The 25,046-nt window shown below is 46.1% G+C and carries 16 protein-coding genes and 1 pseudogene; 5 read left to right on the top strand and 12 right to left on the bottom strand.

The features are described 5' to 3' along the window. The first annotated feature begins 27 nt into the window (after positions 1–27). The 3 genes from RB620_RS26375 to RB620_RS26365 are packed head-to-tail and all read left to right on the top strand — an operon-like array spanning position 28 to position 3,677. Positions 28–1,560, top strand: coding sequence for a sensor histidine kinase (locus RB620_RS26375; protein ID WP_308099635.1), 1,533 nt, complete (start codon positions 28–30; stop codon positions 1,558–1,560). Next, positions 1,526–2,248, top strand: coding sequence for a response regulator transcription factor (locus tag RB620_RS26370; RefSeq protein ID WP_308099634.1), 723 nt, complete (start codon positions 1,526–1,528; stop codon positions 2,246–2,248). Before RB620_RS26375 ends, RB620_RS26370 begins: the two co-directional genes overlap by 35 nt. A 13-nt stretch (positions 2,249–2,261) precedes the next feature. Next, positions 2,262–3,677 (top strand): sulfatase family protein, encoded by a 1,416-nt coding sequence (locus RB620_RS26365; protein WP_308099633.1) that lies wholly within the window; start codon positions 2,262–2,264, stop codon positions 3,675–3,677. A gap of 145 nt (positions 3,678–3,822) precedes the next feature. On the opposite strand, the gene RB620_RS30430 is transcribed toward RB620_RS26365, so the two are convergent. The 12 genes from RB620_RS30430 to RB620_RS26310 all read right to left on the bottom strand — a co-directional run bounded on the left by RB620_RS30430 (position 3,823) and on the right by RB620_RS26310 (position 23,724). Next, a complete protein-coding gene (locus RB620_RS30430) occupies positions 3,823–3,987 on the bottom strand; it encodes a YetF domain-containing protein (protein WP_374121466.1) in 165 nt (54 codons plus the stop codon). 22 nt (positions 3,988–4,009) lie between these two features. Next, positions 4,010–5,026 (bottom strand): beta-xylosidase family glycoside hydrolase, encoded by a 1,017-nt coding sequence (locus tag RB620_RS26360; protein ID WP_308099632.1) that lies wholly within the window; start codon positions 5,024–5,026, stop codon positions 4,010–4,012. 335 nt (positions 5,027–5,361) lie between these two features. Beyond that, a complete protein-coding gene (locus RB620_RS26355) occupies positions 5,362–5,607 on the bottom strand; it encodes a hypothetical protein (protein WP_308099631.1) in 246 nt (81 codons plus the stop codon). An 86-nt stretch (positions 5,608–5,693) separates the two neighbouring features. Next, a complete protein-coding gene (locus RB620_RS26350) occupies positions 5,694–9,794 on the bottom strand; it encodes a beta-N-acetylglucosaminidase domain-containing protein (protein ID WP_308099630.1) in 4,101 nt (1,366 codons plus the stop codon). A gap of 98 nt (positions 9,795–9,892) precedes the next feature. Then, complete coding sequence (locus RB620_RS26345) at positions 9,893–10,762, bottom strand: carbohydrate ABC transporter permease (protein ID WP_308099629.1); 870 nt, start codon at positions 10,760–10,762, stop codon at positions 9,893–9,895. Between the two features lie 12 nt (positions 10,763–10,774). Further along, on the bottom strand, positions 10,775–11,692 hold the full coding sequence (locus tag RB620_RS26340; protein WP_308099628.1) for a carbohydrate ABC transporter permease: 918 nt from the start codon (positions 11,690–11,692) through the stop codon (positions 10,775–10,777). Between the two features lie 80 nt (positions 11,693–11,772). After that, positions 11,773–13,137 carry an extracellular solute-binding protein gene (locus RB620_RS26335; RefSeq protein ID WP_308099626.1) on the bottom strand — a complete coding sequence of 455 codons (1,365 nt, stop codon included), beginning with the start codon at positions 13,135–13,137 and terminating at the stop codon, positions 11,773–11,775. Positions 13,138–13,515: 378 nt separating this feature from the next. After that, positions 13,516–19,566, bottom strand: a complete 6,051-nt coding sequence (locus RB620_RS26330) for a glycoside hydrolase domain-containing protein (RefSeq protein WP_308099625.1) — start codon at positions 19,564–19,566, stop codon at positions 13,516–13,518. Positions 19,567–20,281: 715 nt separating this feature from the next. Next, entirely contained in the window at positions 20,282–21,025 is a 744-nt protein-coding gene (gene tatC / locus RB620_RS26325) for a twin-arginine translocase subunit TatC (RefSeq protein WP_308099624.1), read from the bottom strand. 133 nt (positions 21,026–21,158) lie between these two features. Beyond that, on the bottom strand, positions 21,159–21,353 hold the full coding sequence (gene tatA, locus RB620_RS26320; RefSeq protein ID WP_308099622.1) for a twin-arginine translocase TatA/TatE family subunit: 195 nt from the start codon (positions 21,351–21,353) through the stop codon (positions 21,159–21,161). A 21-nt stretch (positions 21,354–21,374) separates the two neighbouring features. After that, the gene (locus RB620_RS26315) at positions 21,375–22,610 is read right to left on the bottom strand and encodes a ZIP family metal transporter (RefSeq protein ID WP_308099621.1); all 1,236 of its coding nucleotides are present in this window, start codon (positions 22,608–22,610) and stop codon (positions 21,375–21,377) included. A gap of 31 nt (positions 22,611–22,641) precedes the next feature. Continuing rightward, on the bottom strand, positions 22,642–23,724 hold the full coding sequence (locus tag RB620_RS26310; RefSeq protein WP_308099618.1) for a multicopper oxidase domain-containing protein: 1,083 nt from the start codon (positions 23,722–23,724) through the stop codon (positions 22,642–22,644). Positions 23,725–24,208: 484 nt separating this feature from the next. Here RB620_RS26310 and RB620_RS26305 point away from each other — a divergent pair, with 484 nt between their 5' ends. Together RB620_RS26305 and mntR are read left to right on the top strand one after the other, a co-directional pair. Continuing rightward, positions 24,209–24,613 (top strand): cupredoxin domain-containing protein, encoded by a 405-nt coding sequence (locus RB620_RS26305; protein ID WP_308099616.1) that lies wholly within the window; start codon positions 24,209–24,211, stop codon positions 24,611–24,613. Positions 24,614–24,641: 28 nt separating this feature from the next. Next, positions 24,642–24,926 (top strand): annotated as a pseudogene (gene mntR, locus RB620_RS26300) (transcriptional regulator MntR); the annotation flags it as partial. Between the last annotated feature and the right edge of the window lie 120 nt (positions 24,927–25,046).

Below are 25,046 nucleotides of genomic sequence, written 5' to 3'. Positions count from 1 at the left end.
TTACTATTCCATTAGGAGCTGGCAGGCATGATCCTGTTTATATTAGCCGTCATGACGATTACCGGCATCGTGCTTGTGACTACCAGCATGAAATCCTCTTCGGCTTGGTTGACCGGTTGCTTCGCAGGCAGCATCCTGCTCATCGTCGGATTTATGTACTATTTCGCCAAGAGCGGCGGCTTGCCATATCGGATGGAATTTATTTTTTTCCTGCATCCGGATATTCATCGGTACTTCCAGTATTCGACCATTACGATCGACGAGATGAGTCGCCTTCTTTCGATTGGACGCGCCGTTTTTTTGTTTTTTATGGCCGGGTTCGTCATTGGCGTGAGCACGATCATTCGGCCTAGGTTCAAAAAAATCGCTTATGCCGTCTCATTCCTGTTCGCGCTGCTCAGCTATCTGATTTATGAACCCGTCGTATACGCTCGCCTTACCGAACATTTGCCCGATATCGTTCATAGCCGGACAGCGTTCATTATGCGGGCTTCCTATTTGCTTTACGAGCTTATATTGCTCGTCTTGCTTATCCGCGAGCTTGGAACGATGAGGACGCCGTGGCTCCGGAATAAATTCATGATCGTGTTCGTGACCGTCGTCAACCTCGCCGTCATCTTCTTGCTGTTCGGCGTATTGTCCCCGCTGCAGGTCAGCCATGCCGTATCGACGACCTATTTCTATATGGGATCACTCTACTACCACAGCATGCTGTCCGTTATTCAGTGGTACGTCCTCATCGGCATAAGCTTCGTCGTCACGATCGTCGGCGGGTTCTCCCTATGGAGATACAACAAGCTGGTGGGGCAGATCGGCAAGCCGGAGCTGCTCGTGGAGAAAAAAATTCGCCAGAGCGATATGGGCGTTCGCGTCTTTACGCACGGAATCAAAAATCAAATCCTTGCGCAGCGGGTGCTGATTCGCAATCTGAAGAGGCGTATGGCGGAAGCCCCGGAGGCTGAAGATCAGAACGCGGGCCGGACGGAGCACTCGGGGCTTATACGGGATGATCTGGAGAGACTAGCCGCCAGCAACGACCAAATCCTGCAGCGCATGGACGAATTGTACGGCGCGTTCAAGACGAATCGGATGCGCCTTCGGCCGACAAGCGTTCGATTCATTTATGAGCATGTTCTGCCGAAGCTGGATCCGGAGCAGCGGGCTCTGCTCCGGGCCAAGCCGTTCAAGGAGCATCTGATCTTGGCTGACCTCCCTTATATCGTCCAGACCGTCTACAACCTGCTGTCCAATGCCTTCGATGCCGTCCATGACAACAGAGGTCTCGGACGAGCGCCTTCCGTCAGCTTTGACAGCTGCCTGGCCGGCCATTATGTCGTCTTGCAAATCAAGGATAACGGGACCGGCATCGACAAGAACCATCGCCATCAAATATTCGATCCGTTCTACACCCGCAAAAATTCGGACACGAATTGGGGACTGGGTTTGTCCTACGTTCAGCAGACGGTGAAAGCCCACTTTGGCTATGTCCGGTTCGACAGCAAACTCGGGGAGGGTACGACATTTTATGTTTACTTACCCATATACAGATCCGATGATTAACCGCTGGTCCTCTCGCATCATACGGGTTGCCGTCGCCGAGGATCATGACATCCTCAGACAGGATTTCTCGGAAATGATCGAGAACCGTCCCCAGATGGAATGGGCGGGCGCCGCCGCTACCGGCAATGAGGCTGTGGAGCTTGCGCTGCAGGCGAATCCGGACATTATGCTGATGGATATCGAGATGGAGTCCCATCAGGACGGCATCGAAGCCGCGAATCGGTTATCCGTTCTGAGGCCGGAGCTCGGGATCATCTTCTTAACCGTGCACGAAGACGACGAAACGATATACAAGGCTTACACGTTAACCAATGCGAGAGACTATCTGGTGAAGTCGGCCGAGCATGACGAAATCATACGAAGCATTGAATACGCTTATGAGGAGCAGAAGCATGGCTCCTCCTCGATGTCCTCCAAGCTGAAGAGCGAGTTCTCCCGGCTCAAGCAGACGGAGAGTAAGCTGATCTTCTTCATGAGCATCCTGTCCCAGCTTACGCAGGCCGAGCGGGACATCATCAAGCTTCTGCTCGCAAGCTGCAAGGTTGAGGATATGGCCAGGCTTCGCATGGTAGAGCCCGTCACCATCAAATCCCAGATCAATACGCTGCTCAAAAAATTCGGAATGAAACGCACCAAGGAGATTTCCAGTCTGATCCGCGAGCTCAATGTCGCGTTTATATTCGAATAGGGGTGAAACGATTATGCATACGGAACGGAAACCAAACATTTTGTTTATGATGTCGGACGATCATGCTTCGCACGCCATGAGCTGCTACGGCAGCCGCATCAATCGGACGCCTCAGCTGGACCGGATCGCGAATGAAGGCATGCTGTTCGACAATTGCTTCTGCACGAACTCGATCTGCTCGCCTAGTCGGGCAGCCATCCTTACGGGCAAATACAATCATCTGAACGGCGTCAAGTCGATCGAGGACGAGCTGGACGGCAGACAAATGACCTTCCCTAAGCTGCTCCAGGAAGGCGGCTACCAGACCGCGATGATCGGCAAGTGGCACCTCGGGCACGGCGGCAATGCCGACCCTACGGGCTTCGATTATTGGACGGTCGTCCCCGGCCAAGGGGACTACCATAATCCTCACTTCTACGAAATGGGCGAGCTGAAAAAATTCAAAGGATACGTTACCGATGTCATTACGGACTTCTCGATCGATTGGATGGACAAGCGCGACAGGGATCGCCCGTTTCTCCTTATGTGTCATCATAAAGCCCCCCATCGTCCGTGGGTCCCTGCCAAGAAATACGAGTCGCTCTACGAGGATACGGTAATTCCGGAACCGGAAACCTTCTACGACGATTACGCCACTCGTTCCAAGGCCGCTGTCGATGCGCGGATGCGCATTGACAGCCATATGAATGACGAGGTGGATCTTAAAGGATCGCCTCCGGATGGACTCTCGCCGATCGAAGCGAAGAAATGGAGATACCAGCGGTACATCAAGGATTATCTACGATGCGTCGCCTCCATTGACGAGAGCGTCGGACGTCTGCTCGACTACCTGGAGGAGGACGGCATAGCCGAAGATACGATCGTCATCTATACCTCCGATCAAGGCTTTTTCTTAGGCGACCACGGCTGGTATGACAAACGCTTCATGTACGAGGAATCGCTTCGGATGCCGTTCATCGTCCGTTATCCGCGCGAGATTCGGGCAGGCTCGAGAACGGATGCGATGACGCTCAACATCGATTTTCCGGCGACCTTCCTGGACTACGCAGGCATACCGATTCCCGATGAGATGCAAGGCAGCAGCCTGCGACCCATCTGGGAAGATGCCGGGACGCCGGATAATTGGCGCACCTCGATGTACTACCGGTATTGGATGCACCTGGACGAACACCATAACGTCTATTCGCATTACGGCATACGGACGGAACGGTACAAGCTTATTTATTATTACGGCGAAGCGCTGGGCACGTCGGGCTCGATCGAAGAGAACCGCTCGCCCGAGTGGGAGCTGTTCGACCTGGAGCTGGACCCTTACGAGCTGAAAAATGTGTACGGCTATGACTCCTATGCAGATGTCGCGAAGTCGCTCAAGCAGGAGCTTCGCAAGCTGCAGCTCGCCGTACTGGACGAACCCGTGGAAGAGATTTGACTTCCCGGAACGCAAGAAGGCTATGCCCTGTCGGCATAGCCTTCTTACGCGTTGCTAGATGGTATCCGGAGCCGGTATCATATTTCACCTAGGTAGGCTATTTGACGCTTACTATGCTGCGTTTGAGTATTTTGTTCGAGCCAGGTCAATCGTCAAATGTTTGAATAAATAAACCATCCCCTTCCATCCATTCTGCGATAAATACATACCGAATATCTTTTACCTTATGGGATTTAAGTTGATTCCTCAACCACGCCTCGTTTTGTCCAAGATCACGTAGTTCATCCTTCAACAATTCGCCGTCCCTAATAATTTCTCGTTAGGTTGTATGCTTACAATATTTCTCTTGCGACCGCTGCCAAATCCTCTATATCTATCTTGCCGTCCTTCGTTATGTCCGCCATCTTCGCGGCATTCCAATCCGGACTGCCGGCGTTTTTGCCGTAATGGGCGGCAACGATGCCGAGATCTCCGACGCTCACCTTGCCGTCCTTGTTCACATCCTCCGGCAAGCCGGGTACGATTGGCAGGATACGGATGGTACTAGCGGCTTGGGCGGCATTCGTTTCTGTCCCTTCCGAATCGCTTACAATGACTTTCGCCGTTTCGATTTTCCCTGCTGCGTGCATGTCGTCAGCCTTGGCCCGCCATGTCAATTCCATAAACGCACCGTCCGAAGCAAGAGCTTGATTCGCCCCTAGACTCGCCACTATCAATCGGACCTGCCCCGGCATATCACGATTTATCCCGACCACTTTGACAGACTCCTGCTTGGATTCGGCCTTGATGAACTCGAATCGGTCCATATCGTAATGGATGACGATATCTTGGGCTTGTATCGGATTCGTGACATGACTGTAACCAAGGCTGGTAACGAATGGTTCCTCCGATACGACCTCCTCCGGAGCGTCCAGCACGGCCTGAAGCCCTTGAACCGGGACCTTCTCGCCAAACGGGATAGAGCGGCCCTCCAGCTGGAAGCTATAGAAATCAGCGTCATCGCCGTATCCGCTGCCTCCGCCTGCGTTATTGGCGAATAAACCGATTTTCAACTGGGATATCGACTTGTTTTCGATAGCAGATCCTATCTGAATCCAGTTGGACTGATCCAGGCTATAGTAACCGGCATAGCGGCTGCCTTCCTTGGTCACCTTCAAATAAACGGAGCCTTCTTGAACCGAATCCCGAATATACTCCTCCTTCGGCACTCCGTTCATCTCCGAAATGACGGTAAAGATAGGCCCCCCATAACCAGGGTGATGCTTACGCGCGACATAGAAATAATTACCGTCATCGCCATACGCGATCAATCCCGCTTCGGCATAGTTGCAGCTTGGCTTGAAAGCCAATAGACCCTGTTATTTCTTATTTCGTATAGAGAGTCCCGGTTCACTTCAACATCCAAGTAATTAGAGCCGAGCTCTACGACTTTAACTTCAGACATAGTAGGACGCTCATAGTCAACGCTTACGTTTCGGATCTCGATATTTTCGCTCTGATCCACGACAAATGAAGTCATCTTCCCGTGAAGCATAAACAAGGAACCGTTTCCTTCAACGGTCACATTAACCAGATCCTTAAGAAGAAGTCCAATCGTTTTCGTTACATCCGGATTTTCGCTTTCGGAAGCCGTGTTGGAAATATAATAGGGCCGCTTCTCCGCATTTTCCGAATAGAAATCATATCATCTTCCCTCAGGAAAATGAATAACTACGGGGCCTTCGACTTTGGCAGCCGCTGCAAGTGCCTGTTGTACGGGCGACGCTGCATCCTCCATAGAATTCGGAATCGCTCCATAATCCGTTACATCGATAATGACAGGCTCCGGTGCCGCAGCCTCTGCCGAAACGGCCGGGGCTATATTCGTGATCGCCATGACAACAGAAACAATGATGACAAGACTTAATACCTTATTCCAATGCATCACCATATCCACCTCCATTAGAGAAAAAGACGGCTACATATCCGCATGCTTGGATGGTAGCCGTCTTTTCTTGTTACAAAACGTTTTGCGTTTTACCCCAAAATCTTTTTCGCGACCAAAGCCAAATCAAGGAGATCAATGCTGCCGTCAGCCTTGACATCCAAATGCTTCACTTGGGCCCAATCCGCGCTGTCCTCGTCTTTGCCGTAATTCGCGGCGATCAGCGCAAGGTCGCCAACCGATACTCGATCGTCGCCATTGACGTCGCCTTCCATACCCTTCGGAACAGCTGTGATCTCGATACGGTAAGTAGATGGAGCCAGCCCCGTCTCTGTGCCTTCCGCATCTCCAAGAATCGTCTGGCTGACCGTCATTTGGCCTTCTGTCGTCTCCGGCACATCTAATGCGCGGAAGGTCAGCTTCGCCAGCTGGGTATCGCCCGTTATCGGATGATTCGCCCCTTGAGAGGCCATGATCAATTGAATTTGTCCCGGCGTATCCGATACTGTCTTGATGATCGAAATTCCCGGTTGAAGCTCAGCTGCGGAAACGAACGACATGACATTCGGATCGTAAGTCAACACAATGCTCGCCGCATATTTAAGCCCTTCTACTTGCTTGATCCCGTATTGAACCTCGAACTCCTGTCCTCCGACAACGGTGTCATCGCCTGTCAGGCTTGTTGCCGGACCTTCAGGAATAACGACATCTCCGTCCCTCTTCACCGGGATGATCTCATGGATTTGAGGCTTCACGGCTCCATTCCATTGCAGACGAACTTCAAGCACATCCTCCATGTCGGAGGTGTCGATCCGGTTGAAAGATTCGGATAGCGTGCCGGCTTCATGCCAGCCCTTCGCATCTCTTACCGAAACCGCTGCATTGGAAATGCGAGAAGGGTTCTGCAGTATAATGACTTCGCCCAGCTTCGTTTCATTGGACAACTTGTAAGTAAGCTGCCCTGTCGCAGGTTCGCCGCTAGGCGTGTAGAACGTCGACAATTGATGATCGATCGCATATAGCCCTTCATTGCCAGTTGCGCCCTGCGGATTCACTTGAATGGAAGGATTCTCCGATCCAGGGCGATCCAGCCCTTCATTCACGATGATCTCATTTAATGCGAACCATGCGTCATGCGTCTGTGTGGAGATTAATCTGACATATCTGGCAGCCGTTTCTTCTACCTGAACTCGCTTGTACCGGTAAGGAACCTCATGCTCGGGAAAGTTCAGGCTGCGGTCGCCAGGGTTATTGAAGCTGTGAATGGTGATCCAATTCTGGCCGTCCGCCGATAGCTGCAAGTCGCCTTTGCGGAAGAAGTCGCCTTCTCCGTCGCCGATGACGACTGCGACATTGCGTACATTTACGACCCCGCCCATGTCCACCTGCACGTATTTGCCGGCTGTTTGAATACTGCCGAACCATACCTTGTTCACCAAATCCGCATTGTAAACCTGACTAATATTGCCCTGATAGATGCTTCCATAGTTATGCGTAACAACTGGCTCGGTGAACTTATTCAGCTTCACGAACAAACGGCCCAGATCGAATGTGACCGCCTGATCGCCTTTGTTGATTAGCCGGAAGTAAGCGGCATCGTTGTAAGGCGCAGCAGCAGTAACTGCCGTCCATTCAACGCCATTCTCGGAGGACTCCATTACGACTTCCGGATTGGCGCTTGCCAGCGTTACCTCTGCGATCTGCTCGATCGACTGCAGCTTCATGCCCACATACTCCGATGCCTGCAATGTAATTTGGCTAAGATTTGCAATCTCAACGGAAGTCGGCGTTGAAGCAACGGCTGTATCCTTGAGCCCGGGAACATTCGTATAAATGCCCGCTTTGCCTGTGTTCTCGTTAACCGCAAATTCTCTGACCGCCGTCCACAGATCAGGCTTGCCGCCTGGAACACCGGCATGGGTCAACCGATACCGGATATATCTTGCTTCCAGCTCAAGCTCCTTCACCGCAATTTTGAAGCCGGATCGCTCTTCTCCGATTGCCGTCCAAGTCTGTCCATCGGCGGAATATTCCAATATCCCTCGTTGGAAAATGTCATGATCGCTGTCCGTGCGGCCTTGTGTGATGGTGACATCATTCACTTGAACGGTCTTGCCCAAGTCCAGACCGAACCAGTCGCCATTCTTCTGAAGCGTCTGAATGTATACATTCGTACTCAAATCGCCATCGACCATTTTGTTCAGACCGTTAACCGACCCATAAGAGCTAGTTGCGACCGGAATGACGAAGTCCGGATCAATGGAACTATAAATTTGCGCATCCAGCTTATTCAATAATTGTTGAGCAAACGGAACGAGCCGTTTCGCTCCAGCTTCAACGGTAACGTCCGGAGCGTTTAACTTTTTGATTTTGAATGATTTCGATGCGGCCATCGCGCTTGTCGCTTTGGCCAGCTCCTCCCATGCTGCATCCAGCTCTCCGTTCTGTACCGCCAGCGCAGACAGGACCACCGATTTATCCGCTTGAAGAACATGATGCAGTACGTTCAACCAAGGATTAATTTCCTCCAGCATCGCCGGATTTTGAATGTTCGCTCGGAAGGAGTCGATCGCATTCAGCACATGGTCGAATTCCTCGATCAAGGTCTGACCAACTTCTGCAACCGACTGGCCGCTTGCGTAACGAGTTAGAAACGATTCAAGCTCCTCCTTGATATTCTCCGACTCGCCTACGACAAGACCATGACCGCTTGGCGACGGATCGCTAAGATGGTAAGCGATGGCGTTAAGCTCGGAAGCAACCTCGGGAGCTACATAGCCGAAGGAATCGATCCAGCTCTTGTCGACGTTGAAGTCATCCACATTCCATGTGTAGTCCGCAACGGCGAATAAAGCAATTTTCGATAGCTCGGCATGCCCCATCGGATTCGATACGACGCCTGATATATTATGCGTGCCTGGCTTAAGCACCTCTCCCTTGCCAAGCATCAGCCTGGAATCTTTGTAGTCATTGACCGGCCAATTGAGCCACACATACGGATCTCTGCCATGCGCGTCCTTCGGCCATTGCATATCGGCCGTGTTGACGGTTCCGACTACGCCTCTGCCCGTCCACATGATTTCTACATTTTCAGGCACATTGGCAAGCGCTTGAAGATAAGGCTTGCCGCCCGCGCCTGTCCAGCTTTGATTGTAGAATGGAGGGCAATAAATGAGCGATTTCACGTCTCCCTTGCTGGCAACCCAATTGGCAACATCCGTGATGAGCTTCACGTGCTTATCCTTGTCCGTCAACGACTGGGAGGTGCTGATATCATCCATGAACAAGCCGAATTGGCGAACGCCGATACCGTAAAGCTGCTCTAGCTTGGCAATCAACGTCGCGAGCTCGGCGTCGTAATTATTCCAGTTGATCATGTTGAAGCCGGGGTGAATCGCCCATACGAACTGCGTTTTGGATTCGTGTCCGACATCGACCAATTCTTTAATCTTAGCCAGTTCCGCGGCAGGATACAGCGTTCTCCATGCCGAGTTATGGTACTTGTCATCCTTCGGCGCGAAAATGTAAGAATTCATCTTCATCGTTCCGCCGAACCGCATCAAGCTTATACGATCCTCATGCGACCATGGAAAACCGTAGAAACCTTCGATGAAGCCCCTGAAGTTGGTGTCGGCAAAATCTTCGATCTTTACTTCTTGAACCTCGCTCTCCGACGCTTGGTCCAAAATCATCTTAAGCGATGCCAGCCCATAATAGGCGGAATCCGTATCCGCGCCCAAGATGGCGATATGGTCGGCATCTGCCTCTTGATCGTCGATTTCCAGAACGTAAGCATCCTGATTGGCGAAAATATCGGCGTCATAATTGATATGAGCATCAAAATAGGCATCGACATAGCCGTCAGAATCTTTGACGCCGATCAGAATATTCGTCTTATCGGCAACGATGGCTTCCGATGTCGCAGCTTCGATGCCATTCTCGGACAACATTTTCTCAAGAAAATTTTCGGTGTATTCATCGATAGCGCTTTCAAAAACGATATTCACTTCATCGGTTAGCGTGACGTTCGTACCCGTGTAAGTCGTTTTTTGCGGGAGAGGGTAAATTTCGTAGGGGACACTGGCTGCGGCTGGTTCGTTACTAGGAGAGTCTGACGCGGCGCTTGCCGCGCTGGTGAACACGCTCGACAGCATGAGAATACTCGCCAACAGACTAACGGTCTTTTTAGACATCCGATCAAAACCTTTCCATTGATTATATTGGCATGGCCTAACCGCAAATAAGATCGGCGCGACGACTTCCGGAAAAGCTGACGCGCCTATTCATTTGCCTATCCCTTCAAAGCGCCGGCTGTCAGTCCGCCGGTAATCTGCCGCTGGTAAAACACGTAAATCAGGATGACGGGGAACATCGAAATCGCTAGTCCGGCAAACAGCGGTCCCCATTCGGTCCGATATTGCATCTCCGCCTGCATGATGGCGATCCCGACGGGAACGGTGTACTTCTCCGGGTTATTGGTCAAGACCGTAGCCATAATGTACTCGTTCCACACGGTCAAGGTGTTCATAATGCCTACGGTAATTAACCCCGGCTTCGATAAGGGCAGCATGATTCGGAAGAAGATGCCGTAATCCGTACAGCCGTCTATCGTAGCGGCTTCCTCTAATTCCTTGGGCAGCGATTGATAGAAGCCAATCAGGAAAAAAATGGCGAAGGGCAGGATGCCGATGGTACCTACCGAATAAACCAGGATGAGTCCGAATAAGGTATTATCCAATTGAAGATCGCTCAGCAAAAAGAATAAAGGAATCAATCCAAGCGTCGTCGGAATCATCATCGAGGCGATGTAGGCAAAGTAGAGAATGCCTCTTCCCTTAAACCGGAATCGGGCCAATATGTACGCTGTTGTTGCGGCGAGCGCCATGGACAAGGCTATGCTTCCGACCGTAACGATCAAGGAATTGAAGAAATAATCGCCGAAATGCGCGCGGCTCCACACGTTTGAATAATTTTCGAAATGGAGCGCGCTCGGCAAATCCCAAGGCTTGCCCAGCATAACCATTTGATTGTCCTTCAGAGAGGTTAGAAACGTCCATATAACCGGATAAAGGACAATCACAGACCATAGCAAGAGGAAAAAACGAACGACCGTTTTCGAAACGTTCCGCCGCCTCGGCCTATTCATTGACAGCTCATTCATTTGTACACCTCCTTACATTTCGATAGTCTCCCTATGAAGGACTCTTTGCAAAATTAAGGTTGTCAGTAAGGATAGAATTAAGATGACGACGCCAATGGTCGCTCCATAGCTCATATGGAACTGCTTAAAGCCCATCTGATACAGATAGTAGCCAAGAACCTGCGTCTGATTGTCGGGACCGCCTTCCGTCATAAGCTTTACGATGATGAATGAACCGTTCAGCGTTGTAATCGTAATGTGGATAACGGATGTTTTGAACTGCTCCCAGATCAGGGGCATCGTAATGCTCGTGAACTGCTTCCATTCACCCGCTCCGTCTATGTTGGCTGCTTCATATAAAGAGCTGGGAATAGCTAGTATGGATGCGATAATAAGCAGCATATAAAATCCGATCCCCGCCCATACGCTTGGAGGAAGCAAAGACCAGACCGCAGAGCCGGCGGAACCGAGCCAGTTCGTCGTTACGGGCGTATCGGTAAATAGCGAGAGGAATGCATTCAGAAAGCCTAGGCTCGGATTGTAGATAAAGCTCCACAGAACGCCGATAACAACGACGGAAATAATGTTCGGAAGAAAAAAGACGACGCGGTAAAATCCATATTCCTTGAGCTTCAGCCTCGTTAACGCGACAGCGAAGAATACAGCGAACAATAGGATGAGGATTACTTTCCAGAAGATGAGGAAATAGTCATTCGATATGGCAATCGGAATAATCGGATCCGCGAAGAGCTCCTTGTAATTATCGATACCGATAAAGTTCATCGTTTCCGACCCGCCCGACCAGTCGAAGAAGCTTAAATAAAGTCCGCGGATCAGAGGATAGACCGTGAATATACAGAATAGAACGAATGTCGGCAGCAGGAAGCTGGCTACAAACAGCCTTCGGCTCCAAGAGCTTTTGGATCTATTTTTTTTCATCATCGCAATCATCGTCTACTTCCTCCCTTAAGATTTGAAAGAACAATCAGAGGAGCATCGTCCTCTGATTGTTAGAAGGTAGAGAGGTCGTCCTAACCGCGGACTTTCGCTGCCGCTTTTTCCATCCTGTCGATCCACTCGTCCACGGTAATGGTGCCTTGGAGCAACGCGATCGTAGCGTCGTTCTCCCCTTGCTCAAGATCCGAGTTCAATTTGAAGACTGGAGCAACGATCGTGTCGCTGCCGTTGAAATATTTCATGGCTGTTTTGACAACATCGCTTGCGCTGGAGGATTCCAGATCAGCCTTCACGTTCATAAGAGCGCCTGTCAGCTCGGCCCAGCGGACGGCAGCTTTCTTCGTGAAGATGAACTCGACGAATGCTTTAGCCGCTTCCGGGTTTTTCGCTTTTTTCGCAATGGCGATATTGCTCGTGTAAGGAATCGCAACATATTTGCCGCCTGCATTCTGCATAACGGAAGGAATAAATCCGAATTTGAAGCCATCTGGCGTGTCCTTGCTCATTTCGTTTTCCAGCCATAGGCCGTTAGGGATCATCGCATCTTTATGCTGCAAGAACAGCATCTGGGAATCCGTATGGTTCATGCCGAAGGATGCATTATCGAAGTAGCCTTTATCGCGCATCACGACAATCTTCTCCAGCGTCTTTCTTACCGCATCGTTGTTGAAGGAGTTTTCTTTGGCCGCTTCTTGATCCTTCAGGATTTGCGCATTGTCGCCATTCTCGGAGACAAAGCCGGAGTTGAGAAGGCCGCCGACGATGTAGTACGGGTATTTGCCGGTGTGGATATAAGGATTGATGCCATCCGCTTTAATCTTTTCGCTGGTTGCCAGGAAACTGTCCCAATCGGTAGGAACCGTCCAGCCTTTATCCGCGAACAGCTTGGCGTCATAGAAGGTGCCCCAGGAGCCGAATACCATCGGAATGGTATAGTTTTTGCCATTGTAGTCCTGTGGAGGGGCAATCAAATTGCTGACCAGATTTTCGCCATCCGCGTTTTGCGCATCCCTCACCCAGTCTGTAATATCCATCAGCTGGTCATCCTGAACCATCTGCGTTTCGTTCGAGCCCGCGCCATCGATGTAGACGACATCCGGCGGATCGCCTTGGATCCAGCGCGGCTTCATTTGTTCGTTGATTTGGGAGCCGGCCGATTCTTTGATGTTCAGTTCCGGATAAATCGCCTTGAACTCGCCGATCATTTCCTTCCACCACGCATCGCCGTATCCGCCGACAAAGTATTGGATTTCAAAATCCCCCGAGATTTTGGTCTCCCCGGCAGGCGCTTCCGTCGCCGCGTCCGTCGGCGATGGAGACGGCGAAGTCGTTGCCTGATTGTTGTTGCTCGCGTTGTTTCCGGCGCATCCCGATAGAGCTAACAGGACGAGGGAAAGCGCGAGCCCCCCTGTTACTTTCTTCCTTAGTTTTCTACTCATTGCATGTTACCCTCCCCAAAGTGATGTTCGTCTTCCTTAATTACATCAAGCCTTATTTTTGGCGCTCTAGGTGTTTGGTCCTAATAGGCGCTTTCATTATATAACCTGCGGCAGCGCTATCACATGATCTCTTTTGTAGTGAACTTGATCATTTTTGTCCTCAATTGCTCACAAACGCAAAACAAAAAGGGAGATGTAGGATAAACTCCCATACATCTCCCTTTTCCACCCTTTCAACTAACCCAATATATTAAGGGCTATGGCAGCAAGATCTAGAACATCGATTACGCAGTCCTTCACGATATCTGCTTTTTTCGCTTGCGCCCAATCCGGGCTTGACGAATCGTACTGTCTACTTGACGGGGTGCAGTTCAACTACTAATTCAACAACTCTCTGGCAACCTTCGCCAAATCATTCACATCAATTTTGTCGTCATTATTAACGTCTGCAATCTTCGCTGCGTTCCAATCCGGACTATCGACGTTTTTACCGTAATGAGCCGCTACGATAGCAAGATCCCCAATACTCACTTTGCCATCCTTATTCACATCCAGAAGTATACCTGGATCGATTGGCATAATCGTGATGCTTTTGGAAACGAGGGCCGCATTCGTTTCTGCTCCTTCCGAATCACTCACAATGACTTGCACGACTTCAATGTTCCCCGTGGAAGGTGTATCGCCGACTTTTGCCCGCATTGTCAGTTCAATGAACGTCCCATCTGTCCGGATAGCTTGATCCTGCCCTACACTAGCTACGAGTAATCGCACCTGCCCTGGATGATCTGTTTGTATTTGAACGATCTTGACAGACTCCAGCTTGGATTCAGCTTTAATAAACTCAAAACGATCCGAATCGTATCGAATGACGATGTCTTGGGCCTGTACCGGGTTCGTGATTTGACTTAAGCCAAAGCTTGCGATCCATTCTTCCCCCGAAATGACTTCTGTTGGCGCGTCCAACACAGACTGAAGCCGTTCTCCATGCACTTCTTGCAATCCTGCAAAAGCAGCTTGAAGTGTTGAATTAGCTTGATCAACTTCAACTTGAGTAGAAATGTTATCTTCCTTAACCATTATTGCTTCTTCTAACGCTTTAGCAAAGGTTTGCCAACTTTGTATTGTATATTTTGCTTCCTCAACATGAGATACACTTTGAATTGTCGTTATTAGCTCATTTCGATCTACCAAATGAAGTGCATTGTCGATAACACCTAGTTTAAATTTGGCTTGCACAATATAACTTAGATCAGTTGTCACTCCGCCTTTCCATGCTTTAGAGAATGCCTCATCCCAATGTCCGTAAGAATTCATGATAAGGGTACCATCTGGTTGTACGACTATACCAGCGTATCCTGTATCCCCTGAATAAAAGTTCTGTGCAAAATCTTCTTTTAACATGATGCGATATTGACCTTCGTTTTGCTGCATCAAATCTTCATAGGTTCCAACCCAGGCTACCCATTCGCCCGCTCTCCAATCGCCAGGTTCAATGATGCCGTTTTGATTATAATCAAGAGTAATTTCACGGAAAGTTACGACGAGACGGCCGGTAATTGGGTCGTAGACTGCCTTATGCCTTTCCCCTTGCAAGGCTCCTTGGACATCTTCCGGTTCACTCCACGTCTCGCCTTCGTCGTCCGAATAGAACATAACGGATTTATGTTGATGCGACTGGCTTCTAGCCAAAGCTACTATTCTTTTACCATCCGGCGATCGGAACATTCCCACCTCGCATATTTGATAGCTGCTTTCAATCGATCTGTATTCGCTTAAATAGGGTTCCGGCTTGCTCCATTGTTCATTGCCATGTTCATCAAAAGTTAAATACGTTTTGTAATTGGTGTAACCATAATCGTGATATACTCCCATCCATTTGTCCAATAAATTCCCATTTTCATCTTTCAACTGGACTAAACTTGCCATAGCTACGATAGTCTTATGCGGCTTACCATCAACCTCTGAATACCAATGCTGATACTCTGTCCAAGTCTCTCCGCCATCATCGGAATACGATGTGTTCCAACCTGTCGAACCATCTCCCCAGCCTGGGCAACCGGTAATCAGGATAAGTCTTTCTTTGCCGTTACTCATATTTAATTTATAGATCGTAGGCGTTTCTTGAGATTTTGCCCATGAAGCCGGTGTCTCTTTTTCAACCCAAGTTTCCCCCGCATCATAGCTCATTTGCAGGACAAGAGGACCTTTACCATGACCAATTGGATACGCTGTAATCAATGTTTTATTATCGCTCAGCATAACCATATCCGGCTGCCCCAAATATTGTCGCTCTGTACCTTTGCCGTTCTCAATCGTTGTAATATATTCGTCGTCCAAATGATATTGCGGAATTGAATATTGAATATTCAGGTGTTTGGCTACCTTAATCGCTATCGTTTTCTTATAACCGCCAGCCGCGTTTTCAACTGTAATTGTAGCATCGCCTTTACTTATCGCATTCACGATACCACTTTCATTTACAGTTACAACTTGTGGATGACTAGAAGTATAGGTTAACGATTTATCTGGATTGTCAGATATGAGTTCAGCTTGAATTTGATAGGAATCTCCGATATATAGCTCTTTACTCATTTCAGAAATATTCAATCCATTCACGTAGTTTAACGTTTTCACCTCATCTGGAGTCAATGTACGATTAAATACTTTTACTTCATCCAATATTCCACTAAATCCACGTCCACCAATTATTTTTGTTGGAGCCAAAAGCGGTGTCTTCACATTTTGATTCCAAGCAATCGTTGCTTTTAATAGGCCATCAATATAAAGATTAAGATTGGATGCGTTGCTGGTTACCGTAACATGTTTCCAACTATTTTTCTCTAAGAGGTAATTAAAAGTTAAGAAACCTTCTGGTACATGTACAGCCATCTTACTTTCCGTACTATCGCGGCGTACATCAATGGAAGTGGAACTTAGCTGATTGCCGGTAAACGATTTGCCATCCCATAGCGCGGATGCGGTCTCGTTGCTGCCGGAATCTTTTACCCAAAAGGATACTGTCCAATCTTTTGTCAATGTAACTGGCGAAGTAATCTCGACCTTGTCTTCTTTTGCAAATTGAATCGCGTTGCCGGACATACCTTCAACAATTGTTCCACCTGTTAACGTTCCGTTTGCCAATCCCCAGCTATCCGTTATCGTATTAGCTGTAACATGATCAAAAGAATAATAAGACACCTGAGCCTCTGGATCCACTTTTGGCCGTTCTACGATAACTTGAATAGAAGCCGTTTTCGTTGGATCAGCTTGGGAGGCGACTGTGATGGTCACAGTTCCTACGCTTTTACCAGTAACGATTCCATTCGAATCTACGCTTGCAATGACTTCGTTTGCTGATGTCCATGTTACGGCTGGGTTACTGCTATTCGCCGGTGTCAGTATGGCATGTAGTTGTTTGGTTGCACCTATACCAACAGATGTCTCTGCACCTTCTTGAATGGCTATCGATTCTATCGGTACCGGGTTATTTTTCATTTGAATATATTTGGATGTTAGCGTTTTTATTTCTTGGCGAATTTGATCCATGTCTGCCGCAATTTGAGTCTTGCCAGCCGCTGATAAGTAGTAACCTGATGAACTATAATTTGGTTTTATTTTGACTAGCAGTCTATCCACATCAGCATTCATAGCAGGAACTTCTTTTTTCATTAGAATCAATTTATTCACATCGCGTACACCTTCTGCCATTTTCTCAAGTCGTACACTTGATTTGGAAGTCGGATTTGAAGCCGTACGTTCATCTGGGAATATGAGAAACGTATCTCCCGCCTCGAATGCGTTATGTGTCGTATCCTCTAATGGGTTCTCTACCCACGAATCATAGGCCCAGCGCAAATATCCTTCTCCGCCCACAGCATAAGAATACATCATCGTCCAATAGCTTTCTGCAGGCGAACTAAGCGAGAAGTTTCCTGGTATATGACCCGTACAAGAATAAATGGTAGTCCTAAGGCCAAGTGCTTCACGTTGCATAATAAATTGAGCAAACTCTGTTGGATGAGCTTTCACTGCGATCGTTCCAACACTCAGGTCATCCACACGCATTCCCAAATCTTTTTTTGCTACAAAAGCATCCATCGCCCCTGCTGTTTTCAAGCTATCTCCGTGAATCCCTTTCACGCTGTCAATCAGATCAAAAATAGCCGCGCTGAATCCTCTCTCGTCAATCCCCAGATAGGTATGATCAAACCATCCCTTTTCTTCTAGATGTTCAACAAAACTGTTTAAAAATAATTTCCAAATGCGATTATATTCACCCGTTCCCACACTGGAAAACGAAGCACTTACATGACGACTTGCAGCTTCGTCATAATAGGTAAAGGAGTTATGCCAAGGAGCAATACCGTAAGCAACGATTTTATCTCCAAGTCCTAATGTTTTATTAAAATTGACCCATGCATCAAAATCAGAATAATCAAAGGTAAACGTACCATCCGTCTTTTTTGTCCATTTGATCATGGATGGGTAGTGAATTTCGTTTGCGCTATAAGTCTGACCATCCCATGCATCATCGACAATTGTCGTGGTAATGGCATGCCCGCCTAATTGTTTATATTTCTCCATATGTGGAAGTAAAATTTCTAGATGCTTTTGCGAAAAAGGCTCAACACCATAGTATTCGGCTACACTATACGGCGCCTGCCATAATTCAATATCAAAACCATCTTTAAACTCTTCTGCATCAGGCATCATTGCGTCTAATACTTCTAGATTATAGGTAAATTCTATCGGTGTATCTACTTTGTCTGCTGTTACGATAATTTTACCAGCATAGGTTCCAGACGGTGTATCCTTAGGCACATCAAATTCAACCCATACGGGCTGCACCGCATTAAATGGAATCTGTATCGGTGTCGTTTGATATAGAATATCATTACTTTCTGCGCGATTCCCCTCCGGTACAGGTCTTGTTTTGCTGCCATACCCTGGCATACCCGTATACGCTTGTGTAGATTTAATATATGTTGTAGTGATATGAATAGCCGATAAAGTGTTGGTTCCGCTTACAAAATCTGTTGCCTGTACACTTACATTACGCAAGCCGGATTCTAAAGAAATCAATGCAATTTCCGATACGGCTTTATCATTTTTCCATGCATAAATGGATTTATTTACTACACCTAAGTTCTTCACTTCATTATAACGATCCTGTGTGAATTGCGAATTTGTATCAACTATACTTCCATGCATCTGCGGATTCCCCTCGGTTACAGTCACTGTAAGCGTTTTAGACAAGTTGTGTTTTAATGAGCTTATTGTAATCGTTGCCGTTCCAGCAGAAAGGGCTTGAACCAATCCATTGGTACTTACTGTGGCAATATTCGTATCGCTTGAGCTATACTTACGATCGCGAATATCCGCATAATCTGGTACCACCGTAAAATTCATTTGATATTGTGAACCTTCAATGAGTGTAATATTGTCTTGTGATAGTACAATATCACTCACTTGGTATGGCGAATGATAGACAACGACTTTCGCACTATCGATGAGTGTCCCTGTAGCGTTTGGCTCTTTCTCTCCTGTTGCCTCTGCCCGCAAAACATGAGGTCCGTCCGTCAATCCACTCACCGTCGTAATCAAGGTAGAATTGATATTGGAAGAATTGTACAAACTAAACACACCTATTTCTACTCCATCGATCAAGTATCGGACCTTCCCCATAGGTCTATTTTTGCCTGCATAAATATCAATTTTATGACCAATAAAATTCACTTCGTAATAGGTATCGCTTGGGTTGGCGCCTAATGGATTGGACCAGGTATGTTCAGCATTGCCCGCTGCCCAATTGCCCGAAAATGTGAAATAGTTGTTCGTTCCCGTAGTTTTCGTATGGAGGATCTCTGTAGTCTCTACTTCTACTTCAACTTCATCATCGTACACACGTGCGTAGCTGACTTGTAAGCCTGTACCTCCTTCGGGCAAAGTGACATTTACGGTATGAATGCCATTCGTTAACCCTTTTTTACTGTACAGTAGCGTTTCTGTATTAGCAGCGCCTGTAATGAGTAAAGTTTCAGGAGTTTGATCATCCAATTGGAACGTATTTTTCGGGTCGTTTTTGACACCGTACAATTCTACCCCTGTTCCCTTAAAGGTAAACGAATAGGTATGCTTACGGGCCTCTTCGTAATTCGTATTCCACACCCAATGCTGCGTCTTGGCTTCTTCAATTCCTATAATTGATGACTTCCTATCCGCTGCCCATCCCGTTGACCCATTCACATCCGCAGCTGCCGTGTAAGTAAAATAATGATCGCCTGAGGTTACGGTATCATCCACGACAATACTAGATGTGGACTCGGCATATCCTACTGCCGGATTAGCGGTCAATACAGTTGATAATACCATAACGGCTGCCAAAACAATGTGAAAAAGTTTAACCGTCACTTTTTTTAATTTATTCATTGTGCATACTCCTTTTCTTTTTTTAATGTTTTTGATGATTTAAAAACGTCTCGTGCCGTTATGGGTTTCGATGGATCTAGTATCATTGCTCACCTATAAGACGGACTGATTCGAATCGTACCGTATCAAAAGAGAAATGAACATGATCATATTTGAGGAAAGCATGATTATATTTGATAAAATTCTAACTTCTTCTACAACCGTTAGAACATGCATGTCCACAAAAAAGCGCATACAACTCAGCAACCGATCATAAAAAAACTGTTCCCACTCAGTAATAAGCTGCTTTGGGAACAGTTTTTCCTATCAATCAGCCGTCAACCATCGAAAAGTATTCAAAGCACTTGTTACGTTATCTGGAATGGATGCAAACAGATCGTAACCATCAGTCGGAATCAATAGAATCTTCAATGTTAGCGTACATACATCCGGACAACGACATTGCCAGTCGCAGCAAAGATTTGAAAAGTGTATGTGCAGCTATTCGCTTGTATTACCACCATTTAATGGGTATCCCACTTCATCGAAATTTGTATTCTAGGGGTCCCGCCAACAGCTAATATATTGAAACACAAAAAAACGACAATGGACTCATTGCCGTAGTAACTAAAGTCGACCGTACTACCGTAATGAGCTCACCACTTCTAAAGAAATTCAATCCTACATTGGTTTTTACCATCAATAATAAATAAGGCAAACTTGGAATAATCAAACTTCAGCTAAAATGATTGCCCAAGATTTTGGATTGCTTACGATATACCCATCCGGACATTATGATGCTGATTTCATACAAAACGAATAGCGGTATAGAAACAAGAAAATCGGATATAAAATCTGGAGGTGTAATCACTGTTGCAATTATGACTAGCAAAAAATAGGCATATCGCCTCAGTTTCTTTAATCTTTGGGGATTAAGGATCCGAAGTTTGGTTAAAAACATGGTTACTATTGGAAGCTCAAATAATATTGACACCGGAATCAAGATGTTAAACATGAAGGAGAAATATTGAGCGATTCCGTAAGTTTCCGTTAAACCTAAACCTTTGGATACTCCAGAAGTAAAATAGAATGCCATTGGAAAAAGAATGTAGTAAGCAAATGCCAATCCTAACAAGAAAAGTATCGTAGCCCCAGGAATGTAGGCGAGCGTTCCTTTTTGCTCTTCTTCATGTAATCCGGGTTTTACATAGGCCCAGATTTGATACATTATAAATGGTAGAGCAACCACCAAGCCGATGACAAATGAAAACTGAACGTAAATCCGAAGGGCGTCCAAAGGGGAGAAGGCATTCCATGTAATATCTGAAGCAGGGGGGACGCTTTTTAAATAATTGATGAAGGGTTTGGCTATGAAAAAACCGCCCGTCATTGCAATTATTAGTACAATCAAGATCCAAATGATACTTCTGCGAAGTTCCTCCAGGTGTTCAATGAGGGATGAGATTTTTCCTTCAGGCAATACTATTCACCTCACTTGATGTAATAAATCTTTGGATATGATGCTGCAACGCTATCGATGATCCCATTGAGAAAGAGAGCTTCTCATCCTGAATTGTAAAGGATCTGAGAAGCTCTTCTGTTTGGAATCGGTTTTACTTCATGTCTTTTTTATCCTTTTTATTTCTTTCGGGTTCCATATCATCTGTTAGTTCCCTTGTCGACTTTTTAAATTCTTTAAGCGTGGTGCCAAAAGCGCGCCCCAATTCCGGAAGCTTGCTTGGTCCGAATATAATCAATGCCAACACTAAAATCAAAATCAATCCAGGAATACCAATACTGCTCAGCAATTGAAATCTCCCCTTTCCTATTTAGCCGATGACGAACAATCCGGTAATGTACATAATCAACATACCGCATACAATTCCCAATCCACCGGGAAGATCTCCAAAGATGGTCTGATCTTTTTTAGTCATCATTTTCACGATTTCATAAACAACTTGGATAATCGCTCCTGCACCAATGGATAAGAAGATCAGTGCCCATAGATTAGAGTATACAAATCCTCCGATCCATGTACCTATAATAGTAGGACCTCCGGCAATCAAGCCGAATAAAATAAGATGGCCAAAAAGTTTTTTTGGATTCTTATCTTCTCGTGAAATAGGAGCTACAATAGCTAAGCCTTCTGTCAGGTTATGAATCATAAATCCGAGGATTAGAAAAGCACCTAATGCCATTTCACCTAACGTATACGCCGCGCCAATCGCCAACCCTTCACCAAAGTTGTGTAATCCTATCCCAACAGCAATCATATAAGCCAGCGCCAATCGCCCAGAGATGCCGTCTGTTCCCTTAAATGATTTTGTTGCTTTTCGATTTATGGCTACCAGCACGTAGATACTAGTAAAAATACCCAACACAATTATTGCGACTCCACTCAAAACTCCAGGAAGCTCTAAGGAGATTTCCAAAGATTCTTCAATTGCATCCACAGCAAGAAACACGAGTAATCCAACTGTCAAACTGAGGAAAAACTTATATAACCGATCATTAATTTTCGCAAGGAACGGTCTCCATAGTAACCCTAACATAACTGGGATGACACCAACAAATATACCGATTAGCGCAAACATCCAGAATGTAGAACCATCAGATGTCGGTGACAATATGGCTACAGGAATTTCACCTTCAAACGTGCTTCCAATAGAAGAAAGTGCCATTATCGCTAAGGGTTCTTCTTCAACCCAAGGATAATTGATGGTAATTGTACCAGAACCCAGGCGGGGAATTACATCGCTTGGTTCCACGTTAAAATTCACGTAAGCCTCGTTTACTGCTACTTGAGCAATAGTAAAATCCTCGTGCCCCGTATTTTGTACTTTCGCAATAATCTGCCCTTCTTTCAGAGTAAAGCGTTCAAAAGTAAGTTCCTCCACCGGGGGGCCACCCGCTCCAAAAAAGGGAAGTCCTATATTAAAAATCCCATAGATTATTGAAGCCAATACGATGATTGGAAGCAGCCCGGAAATCCAAAGCTTGATGCCATTTTTATTCATCCCTCTATTCGGGACAGATGTCTTTTGAGTATTTTGTAAATTTGCCATTTCTTTTTCCCTCCCTCAACAGATTCGACCTTTACTTCTCCACTTCAAATAACCCTAACCAACCGAGTTCCGTAAATTCATTTACATGGGCATGGAACATAAAAGGACCCGGATGAGTGAATGAGAATTCGATAATTCCTCGCTGCCCTTGGGCCTGCATAATCGTATCGGTTAATTCAAACTGCTCCAGATTCGTGCCGGTAGGATAATAGCGGAACATATCCCCATGCAAATGGAAGGAGTTGATCAGATCAAATTCAGTCATATTGGACAGGTAAATCCGCAGCTTCTCTCCAACCTTCACTTTGATTGGATAATCGTTATAATAAAATGCAACACCGTTTACCGTATAAAATTCGTTTCCTCCATCAAAATTCGTATCGTAACCGTTCATCACCATAACCATCTCTTTGGCTGGGGGGCGCGGTGTTTTCGGATCAATGATAAACGTACCGTACAACCCTTTGGCAATATGTTTTGTAAATGGAATAGTATGGCAATGATAGACATGAAGACCAAAAGGTAATGCATCAAATTCGTAAGTAAAAGTGCCTCCACCGGGCGGTACGATTTCAAAAGAACCGTCCATATTAGCCGGATGAATGCCGTGGAAGTGAATCGTATGAGCATGACTTCCATTATTGATAAAACGAATTTTTACGCGATCTCCCTCAGTGCAGCGAATGGTTGGCCCCGGTACGGCGCCGTTGTAGGTCCATGCCGGAAAGAATACACCAGGCGCCACTTCAATTTCCTTATCCTCAGCAACAATTGTGTATTCCCGAAGTGTCTGGCCATTGGGGAGTTTGCTCTCTTTTCCATAATCAAAATGGGTCAAGAATTTCATCGGATCATGCCCGTGCTTCATCACGGTCGGATTTTTTTTTGTACTCATCATATGTCCGCCGTGTCCATGACCGGAAGATGAAGTTTTACTTCCTTGTACTTCTTCTGCATTAACTTTACTTTGTAAGCTTCCCGGGAGTAGATTTGCTAATGCAAATCCGATAGCCCCAAGGCTTCCAACTTTTAAAAAGGCTCTACGCGATAAATTCTTTTTCTCAATGACTGAATTATTAAGAATTTGGCTTGCTTTTTGTTTTGGATGTTTCATCGTGTAACCTCCCTATTTGTTATCAATGTTTACTATACGCCTTTTTTTTCACTTAATGCCCATTTCTTTACCTCGTACATTTATTTTGCATTAGACCAACTTTAATATAATTGAACCATCATATTCTTGTAAAGATAAATTTTTTAATCCAAACAAAAAAAAAAATTTTCCTTGAATCCGTGATGTTCACTTCTAGTGATTCTCACGCAGGACTTTTTTAATCAAGAAAAACCGGAGGACTGGCTCGGGCTCGCACAACGTGCGCTGAACATGCTAATTGCATACTGATTTCAAGCCCTGATAAGCTGGGGCAAACAAAGAAAAGCCTGCACTATTTCGTCACGGATTCAGGTTTTCTTTAGAGAGTCAGTAGTCAAAAAATGATGATTCGCGTATAATTTGATTATAGGAAAAATATTTGCATTCAGTTAAAAAAGTTTATGTTCAGCAAAAAATAAATGTTCTTTTATTGGAGGGTTCTTTCATGTTGTTAAAAAAAAAGTTTTTCCGTGTTTTATTGGTATTTATTTTAGTAGTGGCAAGTATTCTTGCGGTCTATTGGTATCAAAATTCAGTAACATCAGTGAATAAAAACAGCCAAAGGGATAAAAATGGTGTTTACGTAGAAGTCCTTTTGACGGAATGGAAAATTACTCCTAAGAATTTTAATGTGAATCGAGGAGAAACTGTCTATCTTTCCGTTCTCAATCAGGGGTCATATCCCCATGATTTTGCAATTAAGGAACTTGGGATTAAGACACGCACACTTGCTCCAGGTGAGAAGGAAACCCTTACTTTTGTAGCAGAACAACCGGTAACTTTGGAATCCTATTGTTCTTTGCCTGGACACAAAGAGTCAGGGATGGAGACACAACTGTTAATTAAGTAAACAAAGTGCAAGAAAGGTTGGATATAGAGTGACAACGCAAACTATAGAGGATTATTTGGAAAAAATATATCTGCTGATTGAAGAAAAAGGATATGCGCGTGTCATTGATATTGCATCTTCTCTTGATGTCTTTCCATCATCAGTAACAAAAATGATCCAAAAACTTGATGAAATGGACTTTGTCGTTTATGAAAAATACCGGGGATTCAACTTGACTTCAAAAGGAAAACAACTTGGTAAGGCGCTTGCTGAAAAACACGAAAAATTGGAGGAATTTCTTCGAATCATTGGTGTAGACGAAGTAAACATTTATGAACATGACTTATGCAGTTCATTCCAAGTGATGGAAACCGATTAATAGTCATAGAAATGTAAGCTATAAAACGGAAAACCCCTTGACTTTTGGAAATCACCCCAATAATTCGCGAAGAAT

The sequence above is a fragment of the Paenibacillus sp. LHD-117 genome (assembly GCF_030929555.1).
Classification (GTDB): domain Bacteria; phylum Bacillota; class Bacilli; order Paenibacillales; family Paenibacillaceae; genus Pristimantibacillus.
This window is presented reverse-complemented; position numbering and strand designations above follow the sequence as displayed.